General features: G+C 50.6%; 10 protein-coding genes. 5 read left to right on the forward strand and 5 right to left on the reverse strand.

Going from position 1 to position 12986, the window contains the following annotated elements:
- The first annotated feature begins 18 nt into the window (after window positions 1-18).
- Window positions 19-834, forward strand: coding sequence for an ABC transporter permease (locus tag NEA10_RS05340; protein WP_252664222.1), 816 nt, complete (start codon window positions 19-21; stop codon window positions 832-834).
- A 28-nt stretch (window positions 835-862) separates the two neighbouring features.
- Window positions 863-2686, forward strand: coding sequence for a Gldg family protein (locus tag NEA10_RS05345; protein ID WP_252664223.1), 1824 nt, complete (start codon window positions 863-865; stop codon window positions 2684-2686).
- A 28-nt stretch (window positions 2687-2714) separates the two neighbouring features.
- Here the strand turns inward: NEA10_RS05345 and NEA10_RS05350 are convergent, their stop codons facing one another.
- The 3 genes from NEA10_RS05350 to NEA10_RS05360 form a co-directional block, all read right to left on the reverse strand.
- Window positions 2715-3092, reverse strand: coding sequence for a response regulator transcription factor (locus tag NEA10_RS05350; RefSeq protein ID WP_252664224.1), 378 nt, complete (start codon window positions 3090-3092; stop codon window positions 2715-2717).
- Window positions 3093-3145: 53 nt separating this feature from the next.
- Window positions 3146-6775: a PAS domain S-box protein gene (locus NEA10_RS05355; protein ID WP_252664225.1), complete on the reverse strand. Its 3630-nt coding sequence runs from the start codon at window positions 6773-6775 to the stop codon at window positions 3146-3148.
- A gap of 82 nt (window positions 6776-6857) precedes the next feature.
- Window positions 6858-8837, reverse strand: coding sequence for an ATP-binding protein (locus NEA10_RS05360; RefSeq protein WP_252664226.1), 1980 nt, complete (start codon window positions 8835-8837; stop codon window positions 6858-6860).
- A 162-nt stretch (window positions 8838-8999) separates the two neighbouring features.
- On the opposite strand from NEA10_RS05360, the gene NEA10_RS05365 reads away from it, so the two are divergent.
- Window positions 9000-9749 carry an HAD family hydrolase gene (locus NEA10_RS05365; RefSeq protein WP_252664227.1) on the forward strand — a complete coding sequence of 250 codons (750 nt, stop codon included), beginning with the start codon at window positions 9000-9002 and terminating at the stop codon, window positions 9747-9749.
- Between the two features lie 78 nt (window positions 9750-9827).
- Here the strand turns inward: NEA10_RS05365 and NEA10_RS05370 are convergent, their stop codons facing one another.
- The gene (locus NEA10_RS05370; RefSeq protein WP_252664228.1) at window positions 9828-10427 is read right to left on the reverse strand and encodes a CPP1-like family protein; all 600 of its coding nucleotides are present in this window, start codon (window positions 10425-10427) and stop codon (window positions 9828-9830) included.
- A 372-nt stretch (window positions 10428-10799) separates the two neighbouring features.
- On the opposite strand from NEA10_RS05370, the gene NEA10_RS05375 reads away from it, so the two are divergent.
- Window positions 10800-10946, forward strand: a complete 147-nt coding sequence (locus NEA10_RS05375) for a hypothetical protein (RefSeq protein ID WP_252664229.1) — start codon at window positions 10800-10802, stop codon at window positions 10944-10946.
- Window positions 10947-10990: 44 nt separating this feature from the next.
- Here the strand turns inward: NEA10_RS05375 and NEA10_RS05380 are convergent, their stop codons facing one another.
- Window positions 10991-12217: a DUF790 family protein gene (locus NEA10_RS05380; protein WP_252664230.1), complete on the reverse strand. Its 1227-nt coding sequence runs from the start codon at window positions 12215-12217 to the stop codon at window positions 10991-10993.
- Between the two features lie 86 nt (window positions 12218-12303).
- On the opposite strand from NEA10_RS05380, the gene NEA10_RS05385 reads away from it, so the two are divergent.
- Window positions 12304-12981: a tetratricopeptide repeat protein gene (locus tag NEA10_RS05385; protein ID WP_252664231.1), complete on the forward strand. Its 678-nt coding sequence runs from the start codon at window positions 12304-12306 to the stop codon at window positions 12979-12981.
- Window positions 12982-12986 lie beyond the last annotated feature (5 nt).

Consider the following 12986-nt stretch of genomic DNA (forward strand, 5'->3'; position numbering starts at 1 on the left):
CCTCATGTCAAACCACCAATGCGCTTAATTCTTGCTAATATCATCGCCATTTATCGCAAAGAACTTCAAGGTTATTTTGCCTCACCCTTAGCCCTGGCCGTTGCTGGAGTATTTTGGCTCATCTCTGGCTTTTTCTATATCACCATTCTCCTGGATCCACAGCGAGGCATTCTCGCTCAAGTCGCCGCTCAAACCGCTATTCAGCAAGAACTGGGAACTCAGCGTCCTCCCCTAGATGTGCCCTATGAATTTTTGCAATTTTTCTTAGGAACAGTTGCCTCTTTGTCCCTATTTATTCTACCCATTTTATCGATGGGTCTTTATGCCGAAGAACGGAAAGGGGGAACCCTCGAACTTTTGGCCACATCTCCCCTCTATAACTGGACTGTTGCGACCGGGAAACTCCTGGGGGTGGTGACCTTTTATATCACCATGACGGCACCCCTCCTGCTCTATCAAGCCATCACCTTTAGTGTTGCTGAACCAGCGTTTCCTGCCACCATTCCCCTTCTGGGTCATTTGGGGTTAATTTTGCTGGCTGCCAGTGTTCTGTCCTTGGGGATGTTTATTTCCTCCCTCACCGATAGCACAATTCTTTCGGCAGTCCTCACCTTTGCGCTGGTGTTGGTGTTGTGGATTATGAATCTCATTGCCGCCAATGTGCCGGGTCCCTTGGGTGAAGCCTTAGCTCATCTATCAATTTTAGAAAACTACAACACCCTGATTCAAGGAGTTGTGGATGTTGGGAGTTTGGTGTTGTTTGCCAGCTATATTATTTTAGGCATTTTTCTCACCGCTCAATCTATCGAAACCCTGCGCTTTCAGCAAAACTAATCTCTAGCTGTCCCGTCTTCTCTCCACTATGGTTAATCGTTTCAAAAAATACTGGCATTTTCTCCTCTGGGTTGGTTTATTTCTCAGCGTTGCTGGACTCACCAGTGGCGCAGTATCTGGGAGTTGGACTCCTGTTCCTGCTGTACTGATAGTGGCGGGAATCATTAGTTTAGGGATTTGGCTGATTTATCTGGAGGTGTTTCAGCAGGGGTTTTGGCGGCGGCGGTCGACCGAAGCGGGAACCAATGCTCTGTTTGCAACGGCGGCGGTGGTTCTGATTTTGGCGTTGCTCAATGGGGTGGCGGTTCGGGCCTCGGTGCGTGTAGATTTAACGGAAACCCAACGCTTTACCCTCGCAGACCAAACTCAAACTCTAATTCAGAATTTGGAGGAGCCGGTGACGGTGTGGCTGTTTACCTCTCAGCCGAATGAGAGAACGCTGGATTTACTGAGAAACTATCGTCGTTTGGCGCCAGACCGCTTTAATTATCAGTTAGTGAACCCCCAAGAGAGTCCGGGGTTGGTGCAACGGTTTAATGTGACCTCTGTGGGGGATGTATTTCTGGAGTTGGGGGAGCAGCGTCAGTATGTGACGACTCTGGATTTAGAGCCGCTGAGCGAGGCTCAACTGACTCGTAGTATTGCCCAATTACAAGGGGGCGATCGCCTCACGGTCTATATGCTACAGGGCCATGGCCAGCCCGCCATTCTCGAAGGAGGAGAAGACTCGATCTCCCGAGCAGTTCGGGCCTTAGAGGAAAGTGCAGCGGTGGTGAACTCCCTTAACTTGATTGAGCAGGGACGTGTTCCTGAGGATGCTAATCTCGTGGCCATTGTGGGCCCCACCAGTCGCCTGTTTGAGCCAGAAGTGGAGGCCTTAGAGGACTATTTGGCGGCCGGTGGCTCTCTGCTGGTGTTGGTTGACCCCAATACGGACCCGGGTTTAGATGGCTTACTGGAAGATTGGGGGATTGGCCTGGATGAACGGATTGCGATCGACCCTGAACGTTGGGTGCAAGGCTTTGGTCCAGCGGCTCCCTTGGTGTTTGATTATGGAACTCATCCGATTACGGAGGGGTTTGGCCGCAATTACACAATCTTTCCCGTGGCCCGTCCCATTGAATATGACACGGTGGCTGGGGTGGATGTCACTCCGCTATTGTTTACCAGTGATGGGAGTTGGGCCGAAGCGGATATCGATGAGGGGCCCAATTGGGAGTTTAACCCGGAACGCGATCGCCCCGGCCCTCTAGTTTTGGGGGTAGCCGCCAGCCGTCAGATCTCCCGGACGGCCGATGCTCCTGAGCCGGAGATGACGGAAACCCCTAATGCAACCCCCGAGAATGTGACGGAGAACAATGACGCCGTCGAGGACTCCGGAGAGGCTGAGGTCATTCAGGAGGGGGAGGACATTGAGGAGGCTGAGCCTCCTCTCGAAGACCTAGAAGCAACAGAGGGGGAAGACCCCCAGCTTACGGAAACAGATGAGGAGGTACAAGAGACTCCCGAAGCTGACGAGGAGGTACAGGAGGACGCTGAGGAAATGGATGAGCCGGAGGAACCGGATGCTGATACCCGTGAGGCCCGCTTAGTGGTGATTGGCGATTCTGACTTTATGACCGACGCCTTCTTTGATGGACAGTTGAACAGCGACTTTTTCCTTAATAGTGTTTCCTGGTTGGCAGAAGATGACGACACGGGCCAAACTCTCACCATTCGTCCTCGGGAGGTGGTTGACCGTAATATCATCATGACCCCCCGGATTGCCCGGTTACTCAGTTGGACGGCTCTGGTGACCTTTCCGGTAATTGGCTTTGCCACCAGTGCAGTCCTTTGGTGGACTCGCCGTTAAGCTTAAATGTAGGGAATTGCGTCAACCCCTATAGCTCCAACACAGAACGGGCCTTGGCGACTATCTCTTTAGGACGAAAAGGCTTCGTCATATAGAAGTCAGCCCCGACGGCGAAGCCTTCTTCTTTCTCTATTTCCTGTCCTTTCGCCGTTAACATAATGATGTAAACCTGGGATTGTTGCCAATCATTTTTGATGATTCGACAGACTTCAATCCCATTTTTTTTCGGCATCATCACATCTAAGAAGACTAAATTTGGCTGCTCCTCTTGAATAAGAGTGAGGGCTTCGAGTCCATTTTGAGCGGTCAGTAGTTCCACTCCCTCATCTTCTAAGTCTTCTAGGGCCTGTTCCAGTAAAATCCTAATGTTTGGCTCGTCGTCCACAATTAATATTTTTAAGCACATGGTAGAGCAAGGGGGAGTGATGGTTGTTAGAGTCTTCAGATGAGATAGGATAACTATATCTTGGGTTCATCCTCAATATCACCGAGCAAGAAAAATACGAGATGTTCCAATCCTTTCTCGAAACGCAGGGCCTGAACTACTTCATGCTCCTGTAAGAATTCTGGGTCAATGGCAATGATATCGGGTTGGATCTCCATGGCTTGGTCAACACATTCCCGCTCGTTGGAGGCTTGGGAGACTGTATAGCCTTGACTGGTGAGAAGTTCAGAAATCACCTTTAAGCTGGAGTGGTCATCGTCAACGACCAAGACTTTTTTATGGGATGAGCCTTGGGAGAGGAGGGAGCCGACTTCCTGTAGAAACCCTTGTCGATCTAGAGGTTTCTTGAGATAGCGATCAACTCCAGCGCGATAGCCTCGCTCGCGATCTTCGACAATCGACAGGACTAAAATGGGAATTCCCCGGGTTTGGGGTTCATTTTTCAGAACCGCCGCCACATCGAAGCCGTCGATATAGGGCATCATGACATCCAGAACAATTAGATCGGGACGCGATCGCTTAGCCTCCATAATTGCGGCGACCCCGTCTTTAGCCTGGCGGACGTGATAGCCTTGAGCTTCTAGGGATTGGCGCAAGAGTTCCCGTACATGTTCATCATCATCCACAACTAGGATAGTTTTGCCTAAATTTGACCCGAGTTGGGCTGGGGTAGCTTCTTCCGTGGTCCCCACATGGTCTTCAAGTTGCTGCATCAGCGGTACTAACCCTAATCGTCGGGCAACATCAGGGGTTTCACCTAAGCTCGATTGCCCAGCTGCTCCCTCAACGGGTAAGGTGAAGATAAAACAACTCCCTCGACCCCGTTGGCTTTCCACCCAAATTCGGCCGCCATGGTGTTCCAAGATTTGTTTACAAATGGGGAGGCCCAATCCGGTCCCTTTGGGTTTTTCGGTGAGGGTTTCCCCCACTTGCTTGAACTTGTCAAAGACTTTGGGGAGGTCGTCTGGGGCAATGCCAATCCCAGTATCTTCCACCTCAACGCGAATCTGGGAGTTTTCATGGCGGGCCCGACAGGTGACGTCTCCCGCCTCGGTGAACTTGACGGCGTTGGAGAGTAGGTTAATGACCACTTGGATGAGGCGATCGCTGTCTCCTAAGACGGGGGGCAGGGTTTCGGGAAAATCGGTGATGAGGCTGAGTCCCTCCTGTTCAAAGAGGGAGGAACTGGCGGCAATGGAGCGTTCTAAGACCTCTAGCATTAAGACGGGTTCTTGGTCCCACTCCACTTTACCGGATTCCATTTTGGCGATATCCAAGACATCGTTAATTAGGGTGGTCAGTCGTTCGGCTTCTGAGATAATGATGTTGAGGTTCTGACGCACCCGCTCTTGATGACGTTGGGCCTTGCGATCGCCCTGGGGAAGCAGGGGAAAGACTTGATCCTCTAACTTATCCAAGACAATTGACGCGAATCCCAATACAGAGGTTAGAGGGGTGCGCAATTCATGGGAGACGGTGGCGATGAAGTCAGTTTTCATGCGATCGACTTCTTTCTCTAGGGTGACATCCCGAATTAAGATCACCGAGCCAATATCACTCGGCTCGGACTCTGCCGGAAGGGACTCTAAGACTCTCGTAGCCAAGGCTTGACCGATACGGTTTCCGGGTAACTCCAGTTCGGCGGTGGCAGCTTGGTGGTTAGGGGTGGCTTGTAGTTCTCGTAGGAGTTGCCCCGCATCGGTTAACCCCAATTCCTCACAGGTACGACCTAAGATCGTCTCAGTTTTCAGGGCGAACATTCGCCGTAGGATAGGGTTGAAGCGGGTGATGTGTCCAGCGGTATCTGTCACGAGGAGGCCATCGGCTAGGTTATCTAAAATGGCATTGAGATCGCCGAGGGCTTGTTTTAAGGCTTCTTCGGCTCGTTTGCGTTCGGTGATATTCATCCCCGCTCCCCGGTAGCCGATGAAATTCCCTTGATCGTCAAAGCGGGGGATTCCTGTGGCAAAAATCCAGACCACCTCCCCTTGTGGGGTTAGACTGCGATGTTCAAATTGAAATGGCTCTTGACGTTCAACGGTGGTGATGAAGGCATCACGTAGCCAATCGAGGTCTTTTTCATAGATAAACTCAAAGGCGTTACGGCCGAGGACATCCTCACTGGAATGCCCTAACACCTCTAGCGATCGCCCACTAACATAGGTATAGTTTGCCTCAAGGTTCACTTCCCAGAGATATTCTCCTACGGCGTCTGAGACATCACGAAATCGCTGTTCACTCTCTCGCAGGGACTGTTCCGCCGCTCGGCGATCGCGGATATCCCGAGCAATGGTGGCTAACCCCATCGGTTCTTTCGTCCCAGGGGCGTAGATCATAAACAGGTTATAGTCAAATGGAATGGGCTCATGGGTGAGCATATGGCGAAAGTTGACTTCCCCCCGCCAACTTCCAGTCTCTTCAACAATGGCAAAGATATTCTTTTGAATCCCACCAAAGTCTTCAGGGAAGAAAAAGTCTTTAAAGGTGCAATCGCTCAATTTGGGTTTGCCCCGATCCTCTTCCCTGGGGGAACTGTCTTTTGCTGCCAGGCCGACAAGTTGCCGTCCGGCCGGGTTGAGATATTCAGGAATCCCGTCAAAGTTGCCAATGCCAATCAAATCGCTGCTATTCTCAACAATTGCCGCCAGGGCCTGTAATTTTCGCTCTTGAGCCTTGCGTTTAGTGATATCGTTAATCCAGCCCGACCAAATAATTGAGCCATCGGCTTGATATTCCGGCTGCGATCGCCCTTCAATCCATCTCAGCTGACCTGATGCGGTCTGCATTCGTCCCTCCCAAACCCAAGGATCTCCCGTTTCAGCGGAGGCTTGAATCGAGGCTTCTAGTTTCGGCCGCTCCTCTGGATGCGTTAGTTCAAAAATAATCGAAGCATCGTTTTCAATACTGCGGCTGGGGACTTCAAAAAAGCTCTCGGCACTGGGTGAAACATAGGGAAAACTAAACTCTCCATTGGTGTCTCGTCGGAATTGATACAGGGCCCCTGGGGCATTCTCCGCGATTTTTTGCAGTTGCTTACGGTTGTCATCTTGCAACTTCTGGAAGAGTTCTGTATGTTGAAGCGCCATATCTAAATGGGAAGCGACTTCACGGGCAAATTCAATATCTTGTCGAGTCCACTTCCGGGGTTGACTACATTGGTGAACACAGAGTAATCCCCAAAGTTCGTTTTGTTTAATCAAGGGAACAACCAAGTTAGCACGAACCTGGAAACGCCGCATAATGTCCCGATGACACTCACTCAACGGTTCGACTTCAATATCAGCAACGGCGTAAATTTTGCCTTGACGATAGATATTAGCATAGTTATCCCCAAAGCAGTAATCAGTTGCCTGTTTAGCCAAGGCTGAATCATAGTCTGGGGCGACTTCCTCCGCAATAAACGTCCCAGTTCGATGATGGGTTTCGCTGGAAAATTCAAAAACAGCAACCCGGTCTGCCTCTAAAAGGTGGCGAATTTCTTGAACTGTCGATTGGAAAATAGTGTCTAAATCAAGGGTAGCTCGAATATGACGAATGACGTTAGAGAGGGCTGTTTGTTTGGCTAAGAAGGCTTCTTCTAACTCAACAATAGTTTGACGAAGCCTAGCAATCTCTTGAGCCGGATTTTCGGGAGTTTTGTCCATTGATATTTCAGATAATGCAATATTTTCTAGGTTGCTGTCGACGCGATCGCCTGAGTCTTTAATTCGCCTTGAATTTTGAAACTTAAGATTCAATAAAGGGGGAATTGGCTAGAACACGGTAAAGCTTTAATAGAATAGGAATTGAGGTTAACATGTCATAAATATCATCAGGGGTCATCTGTTGTAAATTTGGATTATCTAACGCTAATCGCTGTATTAGCTGCTGGCAGTCATCTAAAACGATGACTGGGTCTGATTTAGAGAGATTTGGAGAGGTTGGAGCGATGGCTAAGGACGATTCGATTTTGAGATCACTGTCTGGCAGAGGCTCGCCGAGGTCTGGACGCAGAGGAATCCAGATACTAAATCGGGTTCCGCCTCCAGGACTTGATTCACAAAGCAGTCGTCCGCGATGTTTATCCACGACAATTTGTCGGCTGATGGCTAAGCCTAATCCTGTCCCTTTTCCTAAGGGTTTGGTGGTAAAGAAGGGATCATAAATTTGCGATCGCACCTCCTCACTAATCCCGGGTCCATTATCGGCAATTTCCACGACGGCCCAGCGATTTTCTACAAATTTAGTACGTAGCCAAAGGGTCGGATACTCGATGTTGGCCTCCTCCATCGCATCAATGGCATTCGCGACTGTATTAATAAAAACCTGGTTTAGCTGTCCGGCATAACATTCAATCTTCGGTAAGTCTTGGTAGTCACAGTTGATTTGCACTTTTGGCCGAGCGCCTTTAGGTTTGATGCGATGATTGAGGATGAGCAAGGTACTATCGAGGCCGATATGAAGGTCCGCCAGTTGGGGCCGATCCCGATCAATGCGAGAAAAGTTCTTGAGGGAATGTACGATCTCCTGAATGCGCTCAATTCCCATTTTCATGGAGACAATCAGCTTGGGTAAATCTTCCTGAACAAAGTCCAGGTCAATCTCCTGAATTAACCGCTCAATTTCAGGCTCAGTTTTGGGATAATAGTAACTGTAGAGGGTGACTAACTCTAACAAATCTTGGGTGTAGCTCTGGGCATGATCTAAGTTCCCGTTAATGAAATTCACGGGATTGTTGATTTCATGGGCAATTCCGGCGACCATTTGCCCTAAGCTCGACATTTTCTCGCTCTGCACCAAATGCGCCTGAGCCTGTTGTAACTCATCTAGGGCATTTTGTAACTGCTGGGCCTGTTTCTGGGCGTTGAGAGCGGTGTGATGACTTTGTTGATACAGTAGGGCCTTATCGATGGCGATCGCCGTTTGCACGGAAAACAGGGTTAGCAGTTTGAGATGTTCCGCATCATAGACGGTTCCCTGGTCATGAACCACCGCCATCAAGCCAATGAGACGGGATTGAACATGAAGGGGAACACAGAGGAGGGAGGAAATTGAGCGATCAATTGCCTTGGAGCGGGGATCGTCAGCAACGTTGTTGATGATTTCCCCCTGTCCCCCGAGCACAAGAGTCCCCAGAATCGTTTTTTCTAAGGCTAAGGGATTAGACCAGGGTAGAGCGGTTCCCCGTTGAGATAACAGGCGCAGTTGCTGATCCTCCTCATCTAACAGCCAAATTACAGCGGAACTGGTGGGTAAGGTGTTTTCAACTTCTCGTAAGACTAATTGCGCCAGTTGATTTAAATCTAGACTGGCGGTAACTTGGGTAGAGATTTCGTAGAACAGGTCGATCTCCTGATAGCGTTCTAACAGTTCCCGTGCTAAAGAGGTTTTCTCACTCTGTTGACGCGCCAGACAGGTTAGAACCTGATGGATAATACTGCCATCTTTATCACTATGCAGCCAACCCAAGGTTTTACCGTTGACATCAATCGTCTGAGAGCAAACTGATAAGCTTCTCTCAAGGGTCTCCGTTTCTTTGTTCGATCTATTGACTTTCGATAATACTTGTGATAGCCAGCCTTCCTCACTCTTAGAGGTATTGGTGAAGACAATTGTTCCACGAGTGTCTTCAATCACAACCTCCATCTCCAACTGCCGGGCCAGTTGGTGGACTGTTGTTTGAATATCGGCTTGACTAAAGAGTTTCTGGAGAAGCGATCGGCTCATGGATAGGGGTTAACAATGACATAGAAGAGCGATAGGCTTTTAGATTAAATCCTCTGATTATTATAAACCCCTTCCCAGAGAATGGGGGAGATTCCTGGGTCTGATCTCCAAGTTGTAACAGAATGTGATACAACTTGACGGGGTACTACAAGGTTTTCGACCATGATTCGCGCCGTTACCCAAGACCACTACATGACCGAGACGGTAGGACTGATCGCTGATTTTGATGGACCGATCGCCGATGTGTCAGAACGGTATTATCGGGTCTATCATGAATGTCTCGATCGCCTCGGGGAGGAAAACAGCCGGATTAAACGCCTCTCCAAGTCAGAGTTTTGGCAACTCAAGCGCGCTCGGGTTCCAGAACGGGAGATTGGCCAACGTTCCGGCTTAACCCCTGAGCAAGGGCAAGAATTTGCTAAGTTGCGCCGTGAGTTGGTGCATAGTCAGCCGTATTTGAAGTACGATCAGTTAATTCCGGGGGCGATCGCCGCCTTGGAACGGGCCCAGGCCGCTGGATTTGAACTGACCCTGATGACGATGCGCCGGGAACGGGAACTGGCGGAGGCTCTTTCTCGCTTTGATGTGGGGCGCTTTTTTCCCGAGGAGCGTCGCTACTGTATGGGGAATCAGGAGGTCAAAACGGCGGATACTCAGGACAAACCCCGTTTGATGGCCCGAGCGATGACGGAACTTCCCCGCTATGAAACCCTGTGGATGGTGGGTGACACGGAAGCCGATGCGATCGCCGCCAACAGTCAAGGGATTCAGTTTATCGGTGTGCTGTCTGGGATTCGCGATCGCCCCTCTCTGCAAGCACATCATCCTTATAAAATCGTGAACACCCTCAGCGAGGCGGTGGATGTTCTCTTAGAGACCTTCACAGCTCAGAAGGCACAACAACAACCCTGAGAACAGGGGTGCAACCTAGGTTGCACCCCCAGCGAACCCAGTCTGAGTCATGCCGAGACTCCATCCCAGAAGGGACTACTAGCGTAGATAGCTAGAGCTGAGCCAAAGAAGGAAGAAGGTGATCCAGGCCGCGATAATTTGTGGATCAAGTTGGGAACCGAGCAGGGTTGCTAACTGGCCCCCGAGGAGAACCCCAACGACCACACCCACTAGGGTAAACAAGACCGCACGGCCGAACCGCTTTTCTTTACGGTTGAGGAAATATAGACTAGCACCTGCTCCTAGGGCCAAGCAGATGGGAACATACGCCGCACTAATGGCACTCAGAACACTCAGTGCGGCAAATATACCGGCCGGCAGCAGGATATCACTCTGACTAGGAGTGTCAATCGCCCCTTGTAACCACTCCGGCATTCGGTTCGAGGGAGGCTCAGGTAAGCTTTTCGGCGGTGGGGACATCACGCGCTCAGGAAAGCGGATGCCCTCGGGAACTTTGATTTTGCCTTCCTGACGTAATCGCAACCGATCCATTAGGACGGCATCGTAAGCCATTTCGATGCGCTCGACAGCCTGGCGATCGTCATTGAGGCCGATCAACCGACTACGTGCCGCCTGAATTTCGTCGAACGAAGCGTCTTCAGTGACTCCGAGCTGCTCATAAGGACTCTGGTCGCTCATTGCCCAAATTATTAAAACGTGTCTATCTTCTATATAGCTTAGCTTGAGTCTTGCGGTTTCGACAGAGTTACAGAGAAGTTTCTTGCAGGAGTGGTCCCCTTCTGGGATCGTGGTCTGAGGGGCGATCGCCATGTAATCCCCCCCGTGAGACCGGTTCAGCTTTTGTCTCAATGGATAATCTTGACCCCTGAGCCTAGAAATTCCCCTCAGTCTATTGTTCCCCCCGTCAAGGTTTAGTACAATGTACTAAGCTAACTCACACCCCATGCTGACGGTCTTGTGGATTCGGCGATCGCGTCACGTTGCCGATCTGGTTCCTGTGGACTAATACAAGACTCTCCTCCTGTTCACTGCACGCTACGCTTCAAGCTCATGGCCCGAACCAAACCTCCCTCTAATAAAGTCTTAACCATTCGTCTCCCCATAGGAGAACTTGAACGTCTTGAGGATTACTGCCTCAAACGGGGTAAAACGAAGACTGACGTGCTGCGGGAGATGATTCGTAAATTACGGGTCTAGGGGATTGACAAAATAGCCAAAATATGCCACAAGATTAGCGGGCTTCATTCATCCATCGCCTCCAACGCCGCGAGGATAGCTGAGGGCTGTACCTTGTCTTTGAACCAGACAATGGGGACGGGGACATCCTTAGCATCCACCCCAGCCTTGGCTAAGTTTAGCCGTTCGGACACCGCCAACAGAAGAGGGCGATCGCTCCCCTGGCGAACTTGGGAAAACTTCTTACGCAGATACTCCGGTCGCCAATAGCCGACGATTTCTAACAGTATCTCACGGCCGTCGGGATGGATGAGGCGGAAATCTGGGACCATAACACTGCCGGGGATAGGGATTAAGTCCACTTCTCGCTCCAGTTCCCAAGGAGTGTCGAGTTTGGCCCAACGTTCGGCGAAGGATTGTTCCAACATGGAATCATAGGCTTTTCCCGGGGGGTAATGACTCACCAGTCCGCAGTCGGAATCCAGGGTAAATTGACCGGATGCTGGCCGGCCCGTCTTAGTATCTCGCTGTTGTAGAGTCGCTTTGAGACTCCAGCGGCTGACATGAAGCAGGGCCGGTAGGAGTTTGGCGATGGCTAAGCCGTAGCGGGTACTGGGTTTAAATAAACTGGTGGGGCCGTCGATGGTGATGGTAAAGCCGCAATCGGCATCTCCCTCGATATAAAACATCAAACTAAAGAGTTTGAGATAGCGAAAGAGGAGTTTATATTGGCCGGGGACATTGCGATGAGCCTGAATGGTGATGTCACTGGCGCGATAAAAGATGCCTTGAACTTGGGAGAGATTATAGTGATGTAACAGGGCCTCGGGGTCTGGGGCGTTGAATTCCGTTAGACGGCGGTTTTCCTGTAAATCGGCATAGAGTCCTTCAACAATGGCCGTGAGGGGAACCTCTCGTTCGAGTTCCTGACTGAGTTCCTGGGCCAAGAGTTCGAGGATTTTTAGGGTATTCTCCGGTTTGGGGACTCGTTGCGCGGCGGCGGTGAAGACGCGCGATCGCAACTCGATTGGATCTAAGGGACTGACAATCTCAAAGGTACAGTAACGGCCTTTGAGCAAATGAGCTAACCCCCGCCGCAAGCGATAATCGGGGCGATCGCCTTCAAACTCCTTGAGACGGCGATCGAGATGTCCCTGAGTCTCATCGCGGGACTCCTCAAACAGGGCGATCGCCGCCGCCGCTAGATTAAGATGAGGGGTATCGAGGGGGAGTCGTTTAGGAATCAACGTCTCCCCCCGGCGGCGATGGCTGAGTAAATCACTCGGTAACATAGGCACAACCCCGAAACAAACTGGAACACCCTGTTTTAGCTTAGCGGTAGGATTGCCTATTCTGAACTAGAATCGCTGATTGTTCGGTGTTACCTGTTCTGGGAAATCTCGATGTCGGAGTCTTGAATCTTATGTTGCGTCTGCGATCGCCCTGGTACCTGATTCATTTAACCCTGTCGCCGCTGCTGCTACTGGCGGCCCTAGTCCTATCACCTCAGCCTTCCGCCTCGGCCCGGGAGATGGACTTAGCACAAATGCAACCCCACCAACAGCGACAACAGCAGCGACGACAACGGTTACGAGAAGGGAATGACTATCTCGGCAATCAGAACTATGAAGCGGCTGAGGCGGTGTTTCGGGAACTGCTGGAACAGTATCCTGAAGATGCCCTGCTGCGTTATAAATTGGGAGATGCGCTCTCAGCTCAATATCGCTACGAAGAAGCCAGTGAAGCCTATCAGGAGGCGATTCGCCTGAATCGAGATCATGCTCTGGCCTATAACGCCTTGGCTAATCTTCGGGCCCGACAGGGACGACTTGAGGAAGCCGTCTCTCTCTATGAACGAGCCTTAGACATTAATGATACTTATGTCGAAGCCCTACGCAATTTAGGGCAAGTCTTGGCCCAATTGGAGCGGTTTGGCGCCGCCTCTGAGGTATTATCTCAAGCCTTAGACTTGTTAATTGAGCGCAATGAAATCTGGAAAGCCATAGAAGTTGCTAAACTTTTGGAACAGGTCAACGAACGTCGTGGACTGGTCTAATTCAG

Origin of the sequence: Phormidium yuhuli AB48 (genome assembly GCF_023983615.1) — a bacterium.
GTDB classification, from domain to species: Bacteria; Cyanobacteriota; Cyanobacteriia; order Cyanobacteriales; family Geitlerinemataceae; genus Sodalinema; species Sodalinema yuhuli.

What these genes read in the sequence shown, in the direction of transcription:
- NEA10_RS05340 (WP_252664222.1), top strand. Translation starts at nt 19, where the DNA reads ATGCGCTTAATTCTTGCTAATATCATCGCCATTTATCGCAAAGAACTT.
- NEA10_RS05345 (WP_252664223.1), top strand. Translation starts at nt 863, where the DNA reads ATGGTTAATCGTTTCAAAAAATACTGGCATTTTCTCCTCTGGGTTGGT.
- NEA10_RS05350 (WP_252664224.1), bottom strand. Translation starts at nt 3,092, where the DNA reads ATGTGCTTAAAAATATTAATTGTGGACGACGAGCCAAACATTAGGATT.
- NEA10_RS05355 (WP_252664225.1), bottom strand. Translation starts at nt 6,775, where the DNA reads ATGGACAAAACTCCCGAAAATCCGGCTCAAGAGATTGCTAGGCTTCGT.
- NEA10_RS05360 (WP_252664226.1), bottom strand. Translation starts at nt 8,837, where the DNA reads ATGAGCCGATCGCTTCTCCAGAAACTCTTTAGTCAAGCCGATATTCAA.
- NEA10_RS05365 (WP_252664227.1), top strand. Translation starts at nt 9,000, where the DNA reads ATGATTCGCGCCGTTACCCAAGACCACTACATGACCGAGACGGTAGGA.
- NEA10_RS05370 (WP_252664228.1), bottom strand. Translation starts at nt 10,427, where the DNA reads ATGAGCGACCAGAGTCCTTATGAGCAGCTCGGAGTCACTGAAGACGCT.
- NEA10_RS05375 (WP_252664229.1), top strand. Translation starts at nt 10,800, where the DNA reads ATGGCCCGAACCAAACCTCCCTCTAATAAAGTCTTAACCATTCGTCTC.
- NEA10_RS05380 (WP_252664230.1), bottom strand. Translation starts at nt 12,217, where the DNA reads ATGTTACCGAGTGATTTACTCAGCCATCGCCGCCGGGGGGAGACGTTG.